Annotated in this window: 17 protein-coding genes and 3 pseudogenes; 10 read left to right on the top strand and 10 right to left on the bottom strand. The window is 61.3% G+C overall.

Features of this window, described 5'->3' with window-relative positions; genetic code table 11:
* Window positions 1-130: 130 nt before the first annotated feature.
* From GTK01_RS19990 to GTK01_RS19965, 6 genes are all read left to right on the top strand, one after another.
* The gene (locus tag GTK01_RS19990) at window positions 131-2125 is read left to right on the top strand and encodes a hypothetical protein (RefSeq protein ID WP_252929438.1); all 1995 of its coding nucleotides are present in this window, start codon (window positions 131-133) and stop codon (window positions 2123-2125) included.
* Window positions 2126-2204: 79 nt separating this feature from the next.
* Window positions 2205-2423, top strand: a complete 219-nt coding sequence (locus GTK01_RS19985; RefSeq protein WP_252929436.1) for a hypothetical protein — start codon at window positions 2205-2207, stop codon at window positions 2421-2423.
* Between the two features lie 255 nt (window positions 2424-2678).
* The gene (locus GTK01_RS19980) at window positions 2679-2990 is read left to right on the top strand and encodes a hypothetical protein (RefSeq protein ID WP_252929434.1); all 312 of its coding nucleotides are present in this window, start codon (window positions 2679-2681) and stop codon (window positions 2988-2990) included.
* 183 nt (window positions 2991-3173) lie between these two features.
* Window positions 3174-3452 (top strand): hypothetical protein, encoded by a 279-nt coding sequence (locus GTK01_RS19975; protein ID WP_252929431.1) that lies wholly within the window; start codon window positions 3174-3176, stop codon window positions 3450-3452.
* A gap of 349 nt (window positions 3453-3801) precedes the next feature.
* Window positions 3802-4182, top strand: coding sequence for a hypothetical protein (locus tag GTK01_RS19970; RefSeq protein WP_252929429.1), 381 nt, complete (start codon window positions 3802-3804; stop codon window positions 4180-4182).
* The gene (locus GTK01_RS19965; protein WP_252929427.1) at window positions 4182-5015 is read left to right on the top strand and encodes a hypothetical protein; all 834 of its coding nucleotides are present in this window, start codon (window positions 4182-4184) and stop codon (window positions 5013-5015) included. The genes GTK01_RS19970 and GTK01_RS19965 overlap by 1 nt, the downstream gene beginning before the upstream one ends.
* Window positions 5016-6333: 1318 nt before the next feature.
* Here GTK01_RS19965 and GTK01_RS19960 read toward each other — a convergent pair.
* The 7 genes and pseudogenes from GTK01_RS19960 to istA all read right to left on the bottom strand — a co-directional run.
* Window positions 6334-7005, bottom strand: a complete 672-nt coding sequence (locus GTK01_RS19960) for a PIN domain-containing protein (protein WP_252929424.1) — start codon at window positions 7003-7005, stop codon at window positions 6334-6336.
* Window positions 7002-7343: a hypothetical protein gene (locus tag GTK01_RS19955; RefSeq protein WP_252929422.1), complete on the bottom strand. Its 342-nt coding sequence runs from the start codon at window positions 7341-7343 to the stop codon at window positions 7002-7004. The genes GTK01_RS19960 and GTK01_RS19955 overlap by 4 nt, the downstream gene beginning before the upstream one ends.
* A 1048-nt stretch (window positions 7344-8391) precedes the next feature.
* Window positions 8392-8730, bottom strand: a complete 339-nt coding sequence (locus GTK01_RS19950; RefSeq protein ID WP_252929420.1) for a hypothetical protein — start codon at window positions 8728-8730, stop codon at window positions 8392-8394.
* Between the two features lie 495 nt (window positions 8731-9225).
* A complete protein-coding gene (locus GTK01_RS19945; protein WP_252929417.1) occupies window positions 9226-9576 on the bottom strand; it encodes a hypothetical protein in 351 nt (116 codons plus the stop codon).
* A gap of 8 nt (window positions 9577-9584) precedes the next feature.
* Window positions 9585-9950 (bottom strand): hypothetical protein, encoded by a 366-nt coding sequence (locus GTK01_RS19940; RefSeq protein WP_252929414.1) that lies wholly within the window; start codon window positions 9948-9950, stop codon window positions 9585-9587.
* A 134-nt stretch (window positions 9951-10084) separates the two neighbouring features.
* The gene (gene istB, locus GTK01_RS19935) at window positions 10085-10819 is read right to left on the bottom strand and encodes an IS21-like element helper ATPase IstB (RefSeq protein WP_252929412.1); all 735 of its coding nucleotides are present in this window, start codon (window positions 10817-10819) and stop codon (window positions 10085-10087) included.
* Window positions 10820-10824: 5 nt separating this feature from the next.
* Window positions 10825-12318: pseudogene (gene istA, locus GTK01_RS19930) on the bottom strand (IS21 family transposase); the annotation flags it as partial.
* 121 nt (window positions 12319-12439) lie between these two features.
* On the opposite strand from istA, the pseudogene GTK01_RS19925 reads away from it, so the two are divergent.
* Window positions 12440-12985: pseudogene (locus GTK01_RS19925) on the top strand (enolase C-terminal domain-like protein); the annotation flags it as partial.
* Window positions 12986-13544: 559 nt separating this feature from the next.
* Here the strand turns inward: GTK01_RS19925 and GTK01_RS21145 are convergent.
* On the bottom strand, window positions 13545-13766 hold the full coding sequence (locus tag GTK01_RS21145) for a transposase (RefSeq protein ID WP_371924432.1): 222 nt from the start codon (window positions 13764-13766) through the stop codon (window positions 13545-13547).
* A gap of 39 nt (window positions 13767-13805) precedes the next feature.
* A pseudogene (locus GTK01_RS19915) lies at window positions 13806-14538 on the bottom strand (IS256 family transposase); the annotation flags it as partial.
* Between the two features lie 467 nt (window positions 14539-15005).
* Here GTK01_RS19915 and GTK01_RS19910 point away from each other — a divergent pair.
* On the top strand, window positions 15006-15473 hold the full coding sequence (locus GTK01_RS19910; RefSeq protein WP_252929409.1) for a hypothetical protein: 468 nt from the start codon (window positions 15006-15008) through the stop codon (window positions 15471-15473).
* Window positions 15474-16164: 691 nt separating this feature from the next.
* Here GTK01_RS19910 and GTK01_RS19905 read toward each other — a convergent pair.
* Entirely contained in the window at window positions 16165-16308 is a 144-nt protein-coding gene (locus GTK01_RS19905; protein WP_252929441.1) for a hypothetical protein, read from the bottom strand.
* Window positions 16309-16825: 517 nt separating this feature from the next.
* Here GTK01_RS19905 and GTK01_RS19900 point away from each other — a divergent pair.
* Complete coding sequence (locus GTK01_RS19900; RefSeq protein ID WP_252929407.1) at window positions 16826-17122, top strand: hypothetical protein; 297 nt, start codon at window positions 16826-16828, stop codon at window positions 17120-17122.
* A 186-nt stretch (window positions 17123-17308) separates the two neighbouring features.
* A protein-coding gene (locus GTK01_RS19895) for an IS3 family transposase (RefSeq protein WP_252929405.1) occupies window positions 17309-18477 on the top strand; the annotation gives its coding sequence in 2 pieces (ribosomal slippage) (window positions 17309-17573 and window positions 17573-18477; 1170 coding nt in all).
* Window positions 18478-18600: the final 123 nt, after the last annotated feature.

Raw genomic sequence — 18600 nt, 5'->3', positions numbered from 1 at the left:
TGCAGAACATCAGATGCCTGAAGGCTTCCGGTCGCTCAGACTTCCGGCTCGGTTACGCCACGCCGCATGACGTTCATGCTCCGTTCGACCTTAGCGTGTCGCTGGGAACAGTTCTTGTTCCGACCCCGAGTTGGGGGCGGCGGTCACCGCCTATCACCTCGCCCAAGCGCGGACCCGCCGCCGGCGCGAAAAGGCCAAGGAAGCCGCGCCGAAGCGCAGTGCGGCCCGCGCCGCCAAGGTCGCCGCGATGTACGAAGAGGCCAACGCTTCCTACTACTACGGCCGCAGCGTGCTGCTCGCCGAGATCGAGAAGAAACTCGACGCCGAAAGGCGGATGATCGAGAACGCGCGCGACGAGAAGGAAGCGGTCCGCCGCCGCATGTCGGTCGGGTTTGAACTTCTGAAGCCGACGGAAATCGGAGGTCGGATCCGACAGCCGTTCGTTGAGAAGGGGCTGCGCAGCGACCGTTTGGGCGTCGCGGCCAAGCTCTTCGTCCGCGGCTGCCGAAAAGGCAAGAACCTGCGGTCGGGCGAGGAAAGGGGCCTCATCTATACACGTACGGGCCGGAAGGTGCTGAACCTCGATTACGCTTACGTCGAAGGAAACCGGAGGATGGTCAGCCTCATCCGCGTCGATCTCGACCGCTATTTCGACGGTTTCGACGACCTCCGCGCTCGGCTCCAGGCCCTTGTCGATGCCGGGAAGTTGCCGTGCATGCCGCACGTGGTCGTGGGGGACATCCAAGACCTGAGACGCGAAGATCTGCATCATGCGAGCCTGGTCCGTCCGCACCTGTGGTTCATCCTGCGCGACGCCGTGGCCTTTCGTGCTCCTGAACATGGCGGCAAGGGCAGGGAAGGGCCGAAAAGGCTGTTCAACGGCGTCTATCGCGCGTTGGTGCATGCGTTGCTGCCGCTTGGCTCGGACCCCGACGCTTTAGTGACGCTCGTACGCGGGAAGAACCCGCTATCGCCGTTTTGGCGTTCGGAGAGCTTCAACGACACCGTTTTTCCTTCGCTTACCGACTATGCCAAGGCGATGCCGGAAGGCATGACGTTCAGCCGCGAAAGGTTGGCACGTGAAGCGGCCAAGATTCAGTCGGCACTGCCGAAGGCCGCTTCGAACGCGCTCTTCAACACCGCATCGAAACAGGCGTGGAAGATTCTGCGCGAGATGCACGCAGCCGGTACGGCCGAATACCTCGACGCGCTCGACGACAGGGAAGGGCTTCGCGCCCTCCTGGGTGAACTCATGCCTCTCGACGATGTTCTGGCGCTTTGCGAAGAGCGCGTCTCGGACGACCAGGCGGCTTACGTGATCGACAAGGTGATTGGCTACGCCTCGAGTAGCTGGAACCCGGTCAAGGCCGACCAGGCCGAGGCAAGAGCGAACCGGCACAAGCTGGCGCACCTTGTCGAGGGATTGGACCTCAAGGGACGCCAGGCGGTCGCGGGACGGGCGTCCGGAGCCGCGAAGAAAGACGCCGCGCGCGAGGCGGTGATCGCCGCCATGGTTTCCGTGCGATCCGTCGGCGGCCCTTGGACCCGCGTCGAGGTCGCCCGGGTTGCGGTGCTCGACCGCAGTACCGTCTCGCGGCACTGGCGATCGTGCGAAATCGAATGCGACAATCGCTGTCTAGATAAAAAGGGGTCTCTCCTAACCGACAACTCAGTGATGTCAGATCTGGATCAGGAAGATGGAATGAGGATTGGACCGAAGCCGTATGTGTCACCTTCGAAGCGGGACACCGGGAACACCGTATCCCAGGCTGTCGAAGCTATCGCTGCTAAACGAAAGCCCTGTCCACCGCCTCCTCCATCTGTCCGACCGTCGTTGCAGGATGTCCCGGAGATACGCGTTCCGGCGACAGCGCGGCGAACGGCCGAAACTGCTCCAGGGCGGGCGAAAACGGATATCCGCGGTCCTCGCACCGTTTCGGCTCCAAAACTCGCCCAGCGCGTGAAAACGGCGGACAAAGCTGCGAAGTACGGAAAGGCCATGGAAGTCATGTCTCCGGAGACCGAGGCGTACGACGCCCGCCTGGCCGAGTTCAAGGTCTCGTTCCGGGGTTGGATCGAGGGTGGTCGCCAAGGACCGCGGCCGGTTCATCCCAGGCCGTTCTGATTGGACCTCGGATAGCCGGGCGTCGCCTTCCTCCCGCACCGTCTCCGAAGATCGCGACAGGCCCACGGAGACCCCGGCAATGTACAGTTCCTTCAGCTACGTCCTTTTCATCATGATGTGCGGTGCTGGCGGCGACGGGGCGGATCGCTGCTACGAGGCCGTCCTCGACGGGTTTCAGACTTCGCACCAGTGCGCCGACGCGGGGTCGTACTTCAAGGCGATCACCGAGGCCGTGATGGACCCGGTACTGCCTTGGGCCGTCTACGAGTGCCATCCGATCGCTCAGCGCGAGGCCTGACCCCGTGTCCGGCCTCGTCCTGGACTTCGACGGCGACGCCTTTCGCCGAGACGCCGGCATCCTGGCAAAGAGAACGCTGCCTCGCGCCGCCCGCTAGGCTTTGGCGTCCGTCCGGCCGGCCGTCGTCGAAGGCATGCGCGAGGCGCTGGCCGAACATCTCGACGACCGACACCGTTCACGCTCGACGGCATCGACATTTCTCGTTTCCGGAGATGACGGTCTCTGTTTAGCCCTGCCAGGCCGAGCACCTTCGGTATGTTGGAGGGCGGCAGTCGTTCCGACGTCATCATGCGGTCTAAAGACGCTCCCTTTGATCGCCACGGCAACCTGCCGCGTGGCTATCTGCGCGCGGCCGAAGCGTCCGGGGGCTTTTGGATGGTCTCGGAGTCGGGCGTGCCAACGCTCTTCGCCGACGACGGCATGGGCGGGATCGAGGCCGTCGCGTACCGCGTCGCGCGGACCGAGTATCAGAAGCAAATGGATTTCGAGCAAGAGGTCGCACTTCTCGTCGATGACCTGCTGCCGGAAGCGACGGCGAGGGCGATCTCCGCGGCCCTCGGCGACTGACCCCTTCTGCCGACGGGTTTGCACCGTGCGGGTTCCGGGACCATCCTCGTACGCAAGGGATGGCCTCCGGGAGGGAGATGACATGGAACTCGCGGTAACTGCCCACGCTGTCCTGCGCTTCGCGGAGCGCGTCCTCAGCACGGGCATCGCGGCCGCCAGGCGCGCCTTCGCAGCCAAACTAGGGTGGAACCCATTGTCTCCGCGTTGCTCTCCTGGATGCAGGAGCGGGGCCGCGTCGACAGCGCCGAAGTCCGTCTCGAGATCGTTGCCCGTATCGCGTGCGGCCGCCGCATCAGCCGCAAAATCGGAGGCGGCCGCATGACCGACGTCTATGCCCTAGCCGACTGCGACTGCCGGACCGTCGTCGAAGCCGCGACGGGCAATGTGGTCACGGTCAGCCTGGCGAAGATACCCGTCCGTGCCGGTGTCGCCGACGGCAGCTATTCGAAGTGGGCAGCTTGATGACGGAGAAGCCGGACCCCGCCGCGGCGAAGGCGATGCTCCGCGCCATGGCGAACTTGTCGGTTGACGAACTGGCGTTCTTCGAACGTCGGCGGAAAGCGCGGCAGGAGCGGGAGAGGGCGGCCGAGACTGATTGGAACTCCAGAGCTGACTGATCCGGAGGTTTGCTGATTTCGTTGAGTTTTTCGCGCTCAATAACGCTCGTAAGTAGGTGAAAAGGCCACTTACGAGCTTTATTAACGAGGATTCATACCTCTTCCATTGGCGGCTGCGCCCATCTCGCCGGCGGTTTGATCCATGCTCGGCCGGGGCCCATGGTCGTGTCCGGAGAAGCAGTGGAGATCATCGTATGTCGAAAGCGCCGCCCATCGAGCAGCAGCCCGAGGTCCACCTCGAAAATTGGTGCGTCGCCCGGGTTGGTCCCGATCGCTTTGGCAACAAATTTTTCGCGCTGGTCGGGATACCTGTAGAGACCGACAGGATGCGCATGACGACGGACATTCAAACCTATGACCCTGCTGAGAGAACGGCTATCACCCTTTCTGGACGCGTGTATCGCCTCGTCAGCGACGAGCGACGCTTAGACCCCCATCCTGATACGTGGCCGATGATCAAACAGTACTGTCGGGGTCATTTGATCCCCCAAGGCCTGGTCGAGCTCGTTCCGCTCGCTGAGCTCGAAGCTTGCGTGCCGGCTCCCGGTGCGCCAACCAGCGCCTGGAGGCACTGATGAAGGGGCCGCGCACACTTTCCACATGGGCATTTCTGCAGATCTGGCGTCCGGACGACGTCCGTACCCCGCAGGCACCGATCCTGGCCGGCATCGACGAACTCGGCCTGAACAGGACCTCGACGCCGCTTATGGAATTCGACCCTGTCACAGGCGTCGGCGTCACTGCGTCCGGACGAGAGTATCGGCTTGCGGGATCCGAAGACCCAGTCGCGGCACTCCGGGTTTTTGGGAGCCTGTGGATGCTCCAGGATGGTCAAGAAGTCCGACGCGTCGCGCCGAAGGACGTCCCGGCCGTGATCGCCACGTCGGCGTCATCAGCGCCGAAATCGGCTGAACAGCAAACCGAAGAGGACTCATTCCGCATCCGCGCCTGTATATCGCAGATTAACCGACTAGCGCGGCTGGCTGCGATCACCGAATGCGATGTCGCGGGCATGCTGGGCATCTCTCTGTGCGTGTATGCTGACCTCCCTGTCGGCACTGTCCCAGTAGGCCTGACTTTGGATCGGACGGAGAGTGTCCTGGCGCACGTCAACGACCGCCTGCAGGGGCGGGCCGTCGGTCTCCACGGCCAGGATTCCGAAGTCCGGGCCGCCCGCATGCGCGACACTGGTAAGCGGATGGAGCAGCGAATGGCCGAGACCTACCGGCACCGCATCGAACGGGCGGCATTCACGCTGCCGTACCTACAATTGTCGGACCCGGATATGGATGCCGAAGAGTGCGCGGCGGCGCTCGGTGTCACAGGGGAAGAACTGCGCCAAATTCTCGATGAAATTCCTAACGATGACGACAAATACACGGTGCCAGCGCCGCGAATGCGCCACTAGCCTCGCGGACTGATGGCGAACGCCAGCACTGCTATGATGAGTCCCGCCGTTCGAGGCGCTGTGCGCCGTCCGCGGCTGGCTTGTATTCGGTTCAGATAGCGTGTTGACGGAGCGCCCGATCCGGACCATCGTCAAAGGGTAGAAGCGATTTCGTCGCTGATGCCGTGGTTCCCCTGCCGACTTCCCAAAATCGCAGGGCCGCGTTTTCCTCAGGTGACTGAGGTGCCGCCGCACAGGCGGCTGGAAGGGCGGCAGAGATGCCGCCTTTCTTTTGCCCGCTGGGAGGCGCGGTGCTGCAACAGGACGTCCTTTCCCGGACAAGCATGATCCACGCCGGCGCGATTGATCATGTCGACCGCCCACGCGCTTTGGGTCTGGTCGAAGACTTACGACAAGAGACCAAAAAATTACGCATCGCAGGGACGATCGATGTTGACGGAGCGACCAGTTCGGACAATCCTCAAGGGTAGACGCGATCAAGGTCGCTGAAGCCGTGGTTCCTCTGCCGACTTCCCAAATCGCAGGGCCTACGATCCCTCTGGTGACAGAGGGTGCCGCCGCACAGGCGGCTCGGAATAGAGTCGACTTTAGGTCGGTTTTGCCGCCGAACAGGCGGACGGAAGGGCGGCAGCGATGCCGCCTTTCCTTTATTCCCGCTGCTCGGCGCGGGGCTGCAACAGGACGTCCTTTCTCGGACACTGACCGTCCGCCGGCGCGCTCGCTAACGTCGACCGACCACGTGCAGGGGTTTGGGAAAGACCTTCGACAACGGCCCAAGAAAATGCGCAGAGGCGGACAATTCGTGTTGACGGAGCGGTTGGTCCGGATAATCCTGAAGAGGTGGAAGCGATTGACTATCGCCGATACACAGATGGGATTACTCCCATGCACGTTCAGTTCTCCGCTGCACAAGCGGCTCTGAAATATGTGATCAAAGATGATTGTTCCCCGCCGCGCAGGCGGCTCTGGACAAACTCCTGGTCAGATCGGCCGCCGCACAGGCGGATGAAAAGGTGGCAGCGATGCCCAGCCCCTAACCGGAATGTGGAGTCTCGGTGACCAAGCCGCCAGGATACCGGGAATTGTGGCCCTTTCGCATGGCGGAGAATCTGAAAACAGGACTGCCTGCCGACTTCGTTCGATGCACACATTGTAGTTAGCGGCTGTCAGCCGATGCCAACCTTCCCTTTGTAAGGCGTGAACAGGCCAGCGCCTGTACCGCTGCGCCGACGCCGTGCACTGGCTGTGGCAACGATTGCTATAGCCCTGATTAGTGACAGTTCGCTCCAGGACCTTCGACCGCCTCTGCTGCGGTGGATCAACTGTACCCGTGGTCGTCCTTCTGGCTAGGGAGGACGAATTCATCGGGGCGACTCGCGATGAAGCCAGCATCAGGAACAATCCCTTGGCGCAACCAGTGAGCGAGAAAGGAGGGCTTTCCGATTGCCAGTGACGAACCAACCATTGGAAACAGGATTACGTCCGTGCGATTTGAAAGGGCTTTGGCTGGACCTCTTTCGAAGTCGTCGACATCATTGGTAGCCAGCAGGTCGGCCTTGCCACCAATCGCACTCAGCAGAACATGGCGGTCGTCCGTGATCTCGTCAAAGAGCTTCGCATCGGACGCATCCAGATGAGCCTGGGCCGCCGCAAACTCTTCCTCCTCGGACGCAAAAGGAATATGATCGGCTCCCACCATGATGCTCGGTGGGAGCGCAAGCGGGCCTTCAAGTGCGTAGTCCTGAAGCAGCCATGCGGTCTCGTCGGCTGAATCCCGGTCATAATTGAACCTCCGGATCAGGACGGAGGCCCAATTCTCTATGACGGGGACCGAGGTGATCAATTGAACCGGGCCGGCATCGCATTCCCCGTTGCGAACAGCATCCACCAGATAACGAGATGCCGTCCCTTTCCTTTCCTTGATTGTCCCTAGAAGGTCGGCGACTAGGACATTGATGTCCAGGCAAATGCGGATTGCTCGCTCTGTCATCGGCGGGCGGCCATCACAGCCTCGGCGTCAATCGCATCTTCGGTGTCGAGCGGGGAATTCGTCACCGGGCTATACTTGGGATTCACGCGGCTCGCGACCACTTTCTCCCTGGCCTTCAGCGCGGCACGCCCCAGCAGTCGAGTGACAAATTCACGTTCTTCGGGCTTGCTGCCATCGAGAGAGATCAACGCCCGCCGTGCCGCAGGGGACATATCGACCAGAAATCGGGTGGCCACGGCCACCAACTGCGAAGGATTCCGACCTTCGGACTCCGCAATTCTTCCCAGCCGGTCCGCAGACCGCTCGTCAAGATGTGCTCCAACCGTTCGTCCAGCCATGGCGGTTCTCCTTTAGAAACTAAAGATAGTTTGGAATGCGGGGATTGTCTAGCTCAGCGCCTCAGGCCCCATCCGCCTCTTGACTAAACTCGCAAGGCCCTGAAGCTGCTCAAGCGCGCCAGCGCAGCCTCGCGCGTCGCCAGATGGGTAGCCAGCGCGCCGCGGCCCAAACCATGTACCTCTAACCGCTGGCTGACGCGCAGCGCCGCCGACGGCAGCCAGAGTTCGTTCCACATCCACTCGAAACTGTATGTCGTCGCTTGCGACTTAAACGCATGATGCGCCGGTTTGGGTCGGAGCGGGAAAAGGGTAGGGGTAAGAACCTTCGGCTAGGCGGCAAATCGCCCTGCGCTCCACATTCTAGTTAAGGGCTGGGCAGCGATGCCGCCTTTTCTTTTTCCCTATCGGACACTCAGCTGGCTCGCCATAAAAGATGCTCGGAGGGTTCACCACGTCCGCATCGCGGGAAGCGTGCACCTATTTCCTGCGACTAACAGCAAGTCTCAAGCGACGTCCGGGATCCATCTGAAAAATATCCATGGGGCGAGCAATTGCGAGTTGACGGAACGATCTGATCCGGACCACCCTTGAGAGGTGGAAGCGAACGACCTTCGCTGATACTTGGGCGTTGAAATACACCCGCGCACGTTCAGTACCCCGCTGCACAAGCGGCTCTGAAATATCTGGCTGTAAGAACTGTTAGCCGCCGCGCAGGTGGCTCTGGACAGGTTCGTGGTCAAGTCGGCCGCCGCACAGGCGGATGAAAAGGTGGCAGCGATGCCGCCTTTTCTTTTGGATTGTCGCTCAGGGTGACTGCTTTAGCCGCCGACCTTAACCGATCGACGGCGACGCCGGCCGACCAGCCGCACATATAGGAGAGCTGAATGCCATTTTCGTTTTTGCGGGTGCTCGCGCAATTGACGAAAGATCCGCTGTAGGGGCGGCCACCGGCGCTGGCTATGGTGAGAAGACGCTGCTGCGCACCGCCCGCATCCCCAAGAATCTTCCAGATGGAAGAAGGAATCGGGCTGCCCCTAGCGGCCAAACGTCACGTAACGATGCCGCGCGCCTTCATTTCCTGCTTTGCGTCGACCAGGATGCGCCCCACCTTGACGGCCTCGGCAGCCTCGAGCAAAGCCTCTGCGATTTCATGAACGGCGAAATCGTCAACGCGTTCTGCCATGTGCTCGAGGCAATACACAATGTCATCCGGTGTGCCGTCGAAGGCCATCGCATCTGAGGCATTGATGTCGTCGCGATAGTCTCGAATCGTGCAGGCTGCCCGCTGCAAGAGGCGCGCACGTTCGGCTGTCCCAAGCTGTTCCGTCTCGTTGCCGGCGCGGATCAATTCCGACACGAAGCCGGAAGCGTAATTCGTGATCTGCATGCAGCACCTATTTTCTGTTCCCGCGTGTTCCAGCGGCCCACTATAGGCATGACGTCGGCGCTTGTCCGGTCAATCCTCTTCCCACGATGACTGGTTGGTCGAGCAATCGGAAGATAGACTGGCGCTCTTTGCCCGTCCGCTCCGAGAGCGCCAAAAACTCATGACAAGATTTCAAACGGCCAAGCCTTGGATGCAAGGTCCGCCGGCAGTCATGAATCGCGTGGCAATTGTCTTTGGCCGGCGTTGGTCGACTAACTCTCCGGTCCGTATGGAACAGGTCACACGAGCGCCGACGTCTATCGATAGGTAGCAACAAGCGATGACATCACCACGTGCAGCGGAAAGGCCGTCCGATCAGCGCTCCCCCGTCGCATCAACTCGCCCCAGGTGTTGCCACAGCCCTCGCTGCGTGATGGAAGATCACGCAGTGTCACGGCATAAGGTTATAGCAGAGCCTGTCTCCCCCGGAATGATCCCGGGGGAGGGGTGCCAGGTTCAGCCATACCGCTTATGAAAGAAGTATCTGTCCTCCAGCTCTTCCTGCTCGCACTGCGCGGTCCATGACTGACCCGAAAGATTCAGGCGCGCCATCGGGCCGAGCGTGCTTCGGAACGGCTGATCGACAGCATCGGGAATGCTTTCCCCATATCCGGTGAGCGCCCGTTTTATCCGGATGCCAAGAACGCGGGCGAGAGGCGGTGGGAACGCATTGGCGATCTGGCGCAGTTTGGGCATAGGGTTGCCGAGTGGAATATCGCCGCGTAGGTCGTACCCCGTTTCGGGCGTCCATTTCGCGTGAGGCGCGAAACGCCAGTCATCCGGAAACCCCTGAAGCCGGGCCACCATTCGAATGGTCAGTTGCGGATAGCTCTTTGCGTCATCCTTTCGCCCCGGCTTTCGATAGGGCCAAAGCTAGCGTCTGGCGCGTTGTCCGCGCAGCCAGTCGGATTGATACCCTGCGCGTACCAATGGCGGCGTCCCTTTTCCATCGCCAGGTCGAAGCTGGCCTTATTCTCGCTGCCGCCGATGATGGTCATGCAGTAGCCGGTAGCTTTGGCAGCCCAATCCGCGGCATGTGGCCAACTGTTCGACGCCATGAGATCGCCAAGGGTTTCACCGACCGTTTTCGGTGCGATCTCGAGTGGCTCGGGCCAACGGAACCGATGCATCAGCCCTTTCTTGAATCCGACGAGAATCGCCCGGTTGCGCTTTTGTGTCAATCGGCGCGCAAAGTTGACCCCGGATCGGCGTCCAATTTTGACCCCCTCGTAGAGCGCACCGGGTAGCGCCCGACCGGGTGGAGCTGGTCGGGGTTGCGCAGCCCGGTCGGGCGCGGCTGATTGGCTTTTCGGCTTTAGCTTTGAGAGCGGTTTTTGAAGCGCCAGGATTCGTTGCCGGTCTCGATGATCTCGCAGTGATGTGTGAGCCGATCGAGGAGTGCGGTGGTCATTTTGGCGTCGCCGAAGACGGCGGGCCATTCACCGAACGCGAGGTTGGTGGTGACGATGATCGAGGTCCGCTCATAGAGCCGGCTGATCAGGTGGAAGAGGAGTTGGCCCCCGGCCTGGGCGAAGGGAAGGTAGCCAAGTTCGTCGAGCACGACGAAGTCGAGCCGGGTGAGATAATCGGCGATGCGTCCCTGCTTTCCGGCGCGATGTTCGGTCTCGAGCCGGTTGACCAAATCAACGACATTGAAGAAGCGGCCACGCGCGCTGCTGCGGATGAGGGCGCGGGCGATCGCGATTGCCAGATGTGACTTGCCTGTTCCGGTGCCACCGATGAGGACGGCGTTGCGTTGGTCAGCGACGAAGGCACCGGTGGCCAGATCGCGGACCAGCGCCTCGTTGACGGGCGTGTCCGCGAAGTCGAAGTCGTCGATGTCCTTTGCCAGCGGCAGCTTGGCGACGGTCAGCTGATATTTGATGGAGCGGGCCTGCTTTTCCGCGATCTCAGCTGAGAGCAGATCGCCCACGATCCTCGGCGACTCGTGCTGGCGCTTGATGGCGGTGGTCATGATCTCGTCGTAGGCGCTGCGCATCCCGTAGAGCTTCAGCGTCCCCATCAGTTCCAGAACCTGCGTGCGTTCCATCAGCTTGCTCTCCTGAGGCTATCGTAGCGGGCGCAGTCCGCCTGCGGCTCATGTCGCAGGCGAAGCGCATCGGGTGTGAGGATGGTCACTGGCGGTGCCGGATCGCGATGCCGGGCCAGGATGTTGAGGATGACGGCGGACGAGCAGACGTTCTCGGCGAGCGCCTGTTGGCAGGCGGCTTCGACTGCCTCAAGCCCGTCCGACAGCACCGCCGTCAGGATCAGCACCATCTGCCGGTCGCCATCATCAGAGGCTTTCAGCCGACGCCGCACTCGCTCCATCGCCGGCGGCAGATCCCAATGCTGGAACGGCGCGCCATTGCGCAGAGCTCCAGGCTTGCGGGCCAATACCGGAACGTAGTGCCATGGATTGTAGACCGTCTGGTTGCGGCCAAAGCTGCGAGCATGCTCTCCAACGGTGATGCGGTCCTGGCGGATGACGATGCGATCGGCGTAGGCCTGGATCTCAACCGGACGGCCGACCGCCGTCGAGAGAACCGAGTATTTGTTGTTGTCGAAGCGCACGGTGCAGGTCTTCGACACCGAGGCGGGAACGCAGTGGAAGCCATCGAAGGGACCACGGTAGCCGACCAGCTTGCCGCGCTCCTCCTCGAACACTTCCCAGATCGTGCGCTCCGGCTGGTCGACATGGCGGTGGGCCTTGGCATAGGCGACGCACTTGTCGAGCAACCAGCCGTTCAACTCCTCGTAGCTTCGGAAGCGCAGCCGCGGGGTGAAGAAGCGCTCACGCACCAGCCCGACCTGGTTCTCGACCTGGCCCTTCTCCCAGCCCGACGCCGGCGTGCAGGCGACGGGCTGGACCAGATAATGGCTGCACATCTGCAGGAACCGGCGATTGTATTGCCGTTCCTTGCCGACAAAGACGGTCTCCACCGCCGTCTTCATGTTGTCGTAGATGCCGCGGGTGCAGGCACCGCCGAAGAAGGCGAAGGCTCGGTCGTGGGCGTCGAACACCATCTCCTGTGTCTCGCGCGGATAGGCCCGCACGAACATCATCCGGCTGTGGCAGAGCCGAACATGAGCCACCTTCACGGTCACCGTCACGCCGTTGATCAGCACGATCTCGTGGCTCCAATCGAACTGGTAGGCGTCGCCTGGGGGATAGAACAGCGGCACGTAGGCCTCGGCCATAGCCGCGCCGCGAGCCTTATCTCGACCCTTGGCATAGCGCCGGATCGCATCGTAGCTGCCCTCGTAACCCAGCGCCCGCAGCTCCTCATAGATGCGGATCAGGGTCAGGCGCTCGCGCTTTGCCTTCGCATCGTTGCTATCCAGCAGAGCGTCGAGCTGCACCTGCCACGGCCCGACCTTCGGCTGCGGCTGACGCTCGCGCTCATAAGAGAACGAGGTCTCATCGGACCGCAGGATCTTGCGGACCGTGTTGCGCGACACGTGCAACTCGCGGCAGATCCGCTTGAGAGACCACCCCTGAACATAGAAGGCACGCCGAACCCGGGCGATCGTATCCACTGACTTCATCCCCCTCTCCACCCGCTCGCCAAAAAACGAACGGATGGTCGCAGATCGACTTCATGAGGGGGTCAAAATTGGACGCCGATCCTCCCGTCTGAGGGGTCAAAATTGCATGCCGATTCACACGCAGCTGGCCGTTGACGCCAATGGTCGCTTCGATCTGGAGACAGCGATTGCCTACGCCAAGATGCTGCGCAGCCTTCCGCTGTTCTGGTACGAGGAAATCGGCGATCCGCTGGACTACCAGCTTCAGTCAGCGATGGCTGAATTCTATCCAGGGCCCATGGCGACGGGCGAGAACCTTTTCTCTCACCAAGATGCACGTAACCTTCTACGCTACGGCGGCATGCGTTCAGACCGGGACTGGCTTCAGTTCGACTGCGCACTTTCCTATGGACTTGTGGAGTACTTGCGTACGCTAGATGTCCTCGATCAGCTCGGTTGGTCGCCGTCGCGCTGCATTCCTCATGGTGGTCATCAGATGTCTCTCAACATTGCGGCGGGCCTCGGCCTTGGCGGCAACGAGAGCTATCCGGACTTGTTTCAGCCCTATGGCGGGTTCCCGGATAGGGTCGAAGTCGAGGACGGCCACATCGTGATGCCCGAGCTGCCCGGCATCGGGTTCGAAGGCAAATCCGACCTGATCAAGGTCATGAGGGAATTGGCAGAATAGTTGCCGGCGGCCGTGGACTAGAGAATAGGATCAATCATGCCGGCGTCTTTCGTCCAAACGCCACTGGGTTCGTGGACGCACAGTCAAGCCAGCATGATTTGATCGACGGTCGTCTCTGGTCCGAACCCGAAAGGTCAGCTCTTGTCATTGCCGACGAAAGCCTCGAATGACCGTAATGGTGGAGGGTTTCAGGTGCCGGTAGGCTTACGAAAGCCTCTCATGCAGGACCGCGCGGGCCACGTTCGATGGCTATGGGGATTTCAAACCTGCGGTCGATGTCGCCGATGGTGCGACTGCCGCTCGGAAGCGCGGGTTAAATGCGGACAGGCCGCTTCGTTGCGCCTCGGCGCGGTTTAGCCGGCCCTGCACACTGCTCGCCGCGCTCCCGTCGGCGACGACAGTCAACATCGGCGCACGCGTGTCCGCTGCCGGAGACGCAGCGCCTGCGGGTTGAAGCTGAATCATGCGATGCCGGGTCATGGGGCGCTCTCCCGGCTTGTTGCCGATCCGTGCGGCGGACCGCGTGGCTGTCTCCAGCGTTCGAAGATCTCGATGACGATCATGCGCGCCCCGCAGCAGGGGCATGGCGGGCGGAAGTCCTGCGGTTCGTCGGAGTCGCCGGGGTCGGGCGGCGCGGGGACATCCAGGAGAGTTCGCGGGCGAGCGCGAGGATGGCCTTGCGGGCGGAACCGGCGAGCAAGCCGTAGTGCCGGATGCGATGGAAGCCGCGCGGCAGGACATGGATCAGGAAGCGGCAGATGAGCTCGTCAGCGGCGAGCATCATCACCTGTTGCCGGTCCTCGCCGTCACGACGATTATCCATGTAGCGGCTGGCGGTCTGCCAATCGTCGTTGTGCTCGACAAGCACTGCGCCGATCAGGCGCGCGATGGAGGCCTCGTTGGGGAAGATCCCGACGACGTCGGCGCGGCGCTTGACCTCCATGTTCAGACGCTTGATTGGGTTCGTGCTGTGCAACTTGGCGCGGTGCTGGCGGGGAAGGACAAGTAGGCCAGCACGTCGTGTTCGCTGGTGTCCATGAGGTCTGCAAGCTTCGGCCAGCGGCAGAGCAGCTGCTCGGCCACCCTGCGTCAGGTCTCTGCGGCATGGCGCGCTTGGGCTGGTCGAAGGCTTGCCGGATCGCAGCGGCGACGACTGTGTGCTGGCCGCGCGACGCATGGGCCAGCGCGTTCCAGATCCAATGAACGCGGACCCTCTGCCACGTCGCCTCGAAGACCCGGACGATGGCTGCCTTGAGACCGGTATGGGCATCGCTGATCACCACCCGGACCCCGCCGAGCCCGCGGGCTTTCAATTAACGCAGGAACTCGGTCCAGAAGGTCTCGGCTTCGGAAGGGCCGATACCCAGGCCGATAATCTCCCTGTGTTCTTCGGTGTTGGCGGCGACGGCGATTATCGCCGCGACCGATACGATCCGCCCGCCCTAGCGGACCTTCAGATAGGTGGCGTCCAGCCAGACATAGGGCCACTCGCCGGCGAGCTGCCGGTTCAGGAACGCGCCGACCCTCTCATCGATGTCCTTGAAAACCTCAGACCGCGCCCACCGCAATGTGAGGAGCCAAATGGCTCGATTTGTGGCGTCCGTCATGTGCGGGCTTAACAAATGTGTTGATGGAGCCGACGCCAATGCATGCCGGCATCCCTGTCAATTGCGCACTGTCTGACGCATGTCCCCCGCCTGTCCCACCATGCGACCACCGAAGCCGGGCAAAGCGTCGGCGCGATACTGAATCAACATAGTCCGTCAAATTTTAGGTTTTCAGTTAAGCAAATCGATCGTTACGGGAGCTAAACCGGCCTCGACAACGCCGTCGTGCCCATATGCACGATATTCGATAGCTCGCAGGGGGAGGGAACAAACGTCATGCTGGACCAACATATCCACCCCTGTTTCGCCCGAAGTTGCGAGCACCCTTGCGGACGATACCGCTTAAACCAACGGGAGTTAGGCCTGTTATGGCCTGACCCAGGCTGGGAAAAGCGGACGAAAGGAGGGTTCCCATGTCCAAATGGTACTACGAGAACGGCGAGGCGATTTGCAGTGTAGCGCATTTCGAAGCAACGGTCGCCAAGACGAAGAATGGTCTCTTCGAGCTGGGCGTCTGGAATGTTGCAACCCAGACGTTGGTCGGTGAACCCGTCGAGTACCCCTCGGAAGTTGGGGCAAAGCGGGCGGCCAGCCATGCGCTGAGGCGGCTGAGCACGGCACACATCGAAGACGTCGTCGTGGACACCACGCCCGCGCCCGCAAAGGCAAGCTATGAAACTTGCTGGACCGGCAGGGAGTTCGTCACGGTGCGGGAAGGCAATGGTCTCCGCGTCGGCGGCGCGATCCGCATTCTCGACGGGATGGTTGAGGGTGAAATCACGCTTGATGGTCGTGTTTTCCGCGAGGAGTACGCGAGCGTCTTGGACGCGAAGCGGTCTGTCCTGAAGCTTGCCGACAGGTTGATCGATGCCCACGTCTAGTCAAGGCAACAAGGAAACGGGCGGCGCTGCCGCCCGTTTCCAGTATTGTACGGACAGGGTCGACAGATGGATTGTTCTGTTCAAGTCCAAGCAAAATCACCCCAACGCAAGGTTGCGCACTGCGGCTGGTTTATTTGACCAATATCGAATCCGCGCCCTTCGCGTCCGGAGTTTTGGGAACTCGACGATTCCTGCCATACGTTGCGGTTGCGCTCTCAAATCTATTCAAATACCTGCGTAAGCGCCGCTCGAATTTGGCGGTGAAGACGATCGCGTGCGGGTCCGCCTGCGATTGCATCGCTGACCGCGACGGGTCACTTGGCGCGGTGGGCTTGTATCTACACTATAGGATTGGCCTTAGCAGAACGAACGCTCCGGTTGTCGGATCGCCCACTCACGTCCTAACGCCGGCGACGACACAGCAGTCGCCAACGCAGTTCCATAATGCAGATTACGCGACTGGCCAGTGTAGGCGCAAAGCTAAAATGTCCCACTTCTGCAAAGTTGGAATGTCGCCCTGCTCGTCGCGATGAGCGAGGGAGACGGCGGTGTGGGACTGATTTTGAAGAGCGAGCGCGAGCTGCAACGCATTGAGGTTCTGTCGAAGGTTCTGGAGCGGCGCATGACGGTCGGGTCGGCGGCGCATGTCCTGAATATGACGACGGCGGCGTCACGAGATAGGCCTTCTCCGCTACTTGGCAGGCGCGTTCCAAAGCGTCGCGGTCGCCGAAATTCGCCACGGCGGTATCGCAGTCCTTGCCATCAGCACCGCGGCCTTCGCAGACTGGCCGGTGACGGCGCGCAGGTTTGCGCCCTTGACGAGAAGCGCTTCCACCAGGGGCGCGCCGGTGGCGCCCGTGGCTCCGAGGACCGTGATTATGGCGTGTCCATTCTCAGGGCCGCGATGGCCTCCATCGTTTCGGGTTGCTGATCGAGGACATGTCGCCCGTATCCTCGCAAAGGAGAGGCGCGCCTGGACGGCATGACGCCCGAGCGGCTAGCGCTCAAGGCAACGGGCGGGCTGGAGACGGGGCAGGTGGAGCAGCTGCATGCCGCCGGCCCGACAGTCGTGGTGGTCAATCCGGCCTAGGGGCGTTCGTTCGCCGCCGCGCTTGGCAATCGGGCCAAGTCCGGTCCGATCGATGCCGCCGTCGCCGCCGCTACGCGGCGGCAGGTGCGCCCGCTGCCCGATGCCAAGACCTGCCTCTTGACCGGTCATTACCCTTCGACCAATCTATCGACCCGCCGAGCGCAATCCAACGGCCTGCTAAAAATTGACCCGACATTGCAAATAGCTGGCGAAAAGTTATGTGCGCGATTATAACGTTTATAACTCATGATCGGAATTGCCCATGCGTTTTTTTGTTTCACTTCTCGTTTCTGGATGGATACTGGTATCGCTTAATGCCGCTTCAGCTCAAGACGACGGGCCCCTATCGAAATTGCCCCCACCCGACAGCATCAAGCTTTCGTCGGTAATTGCGCAGGTTGAGAAACGGCCAGGGTACTACGGGATAGATAATATTTCATTTGCTGACGGCGAATACCGTGTGGTATATTATATGGATGATGGCGCTGAAGTGCGCATCAACTACAATGCGAAAACCGGGGCAAGCCGACCTCCGAGGAAAGGACTATTTGGTAATTAGTCTAAAGATTTGTAATTTGCAGAGCTTGTCGGTGTTTTCATTGAAGGTTACAACGGTTCGTCCGCACCGGGGAGCGTGAGCAGAAAGCGTGCTTTATAGGCCCCAGAAGGTCGCACGTCGTGGTCTGCCCCCTGAAAAGTGGTCCTCCCTGAAGTAGGCTATTGAGCCTTTAGAGAGGACGTTGGAATGCCCCAGAAGAAGCACAAGCCTGAAGAGATCGTCGCGAAGCTGCGCCAGGTCGATGTCTTGTTGTCGCAAGGTCGATCGGTTGGTGAAGCGGTTCGCTCTATCGGCGTGACGCAGTTCTCGTATTATCGGTGGCGCAAGGAGTTTGGTGGCCTGAAGGGCGACCAAGTGAAGCGCCTGAAAGAGCTCGAGAAAGAGAACGACCGGCTGCGCAAGGCGGTGTCGGACCTGACGCTGGAGAAGCTGATCCTGAAAGAGGCTGCCGCGGGAAACTTCTGAGCCCCGCCCGTCGCCGCCGCTGCGTCGATCATGTCATGGCGAAGTTCTCTGTCTCGGAGCGCTTTGCCTGCAAGGTTCTCGGCCAGCACCGCTCGACCCAGCGCAAGAAGCCGGAAGGCAGGTCGGATGAAGAGGCGTTAACGGCTGACATCATTCGCCTGGCCTCACGCTATGGCCGCTACGGCTATCGCAGGATTACGGCAATGTTGCGGTCCAAGGGCTGGACGGTGAACGCCAAGCGTGTCGAGCGCATCTGGCGGCGGGAGGGGCTGAAGGTTCCCCACAAGCAACCGAAGAAAGGCCGTCTCTGGCTGAATGACGGATCGTGCGTCCGGCTTCGGCCGGAGCATCCCAACCATGTCTGGTCCTATGATTTCGTCGAGGACCGGACGCACAATGGCAGGAAGTTCCGCATGCTCAACATCATCGATGAGTTCACCCGGGAATGCTTGGCGATCCGCATTGACCGCAAGCTCAATTCGACCGCCGTCATCGACGTTCTGTCGGACCTGTTCATCCTGCGCGGTGTGCCGGGCCATGTTCGATCGGACAACGGACCGGAGTTCATCGCCAAGGCCGTGCGGGAGTGGATCGCGGCAGTGGGAGCGAAAACCGCATTCATCGAACCGGGCAGCCCTTGGGAAAATGGCTACTGCGAGAGCTTCAACTCGAAGCTGCGCGACGAGCTACTCAATGGCGAGATCTTCTACAGCCTCGCCGAGGCGAAGGTCATCATCGAGGCGTGGCGGCGCTACTACAACACCGAGCGGCCGCACTCATCACTCGGATACAAACCGCCTGCACCGCAGGCAATCGTCATGCCGGCGGAACCACGTGGATCGGCTCCGTCATCTGCCCACGCGATAGCGGGAAAGCCGATCATGCACTAAGAGCCCGTCTCGAAAGGGTTGAGTAGCTGGCGCGGTCGTGATTCCGAATTGGGTGTCGAAGCCTATTCGGAGAGACCTGATGTGGACGCCAGCTACCCGCCGCCAGCATAGCCGAGAGAACCT

The sequence above is a fragment of the Aliihoeflea sp. 40Bstr573 genome, assembly GCF_024105655.1.
In the GTDB taxonomy this organism is placed as follows: domain Bacteria; phylum Pseudomonadota; class Alphaproteobacteria; order Rhizobiales; family Rhizobiaceae; genus Aliihoeflea.
Note: the sequence above shows the minus strand (reverse complement) of the source record. Positions and strands in the feature narration are given on the sequence as shown.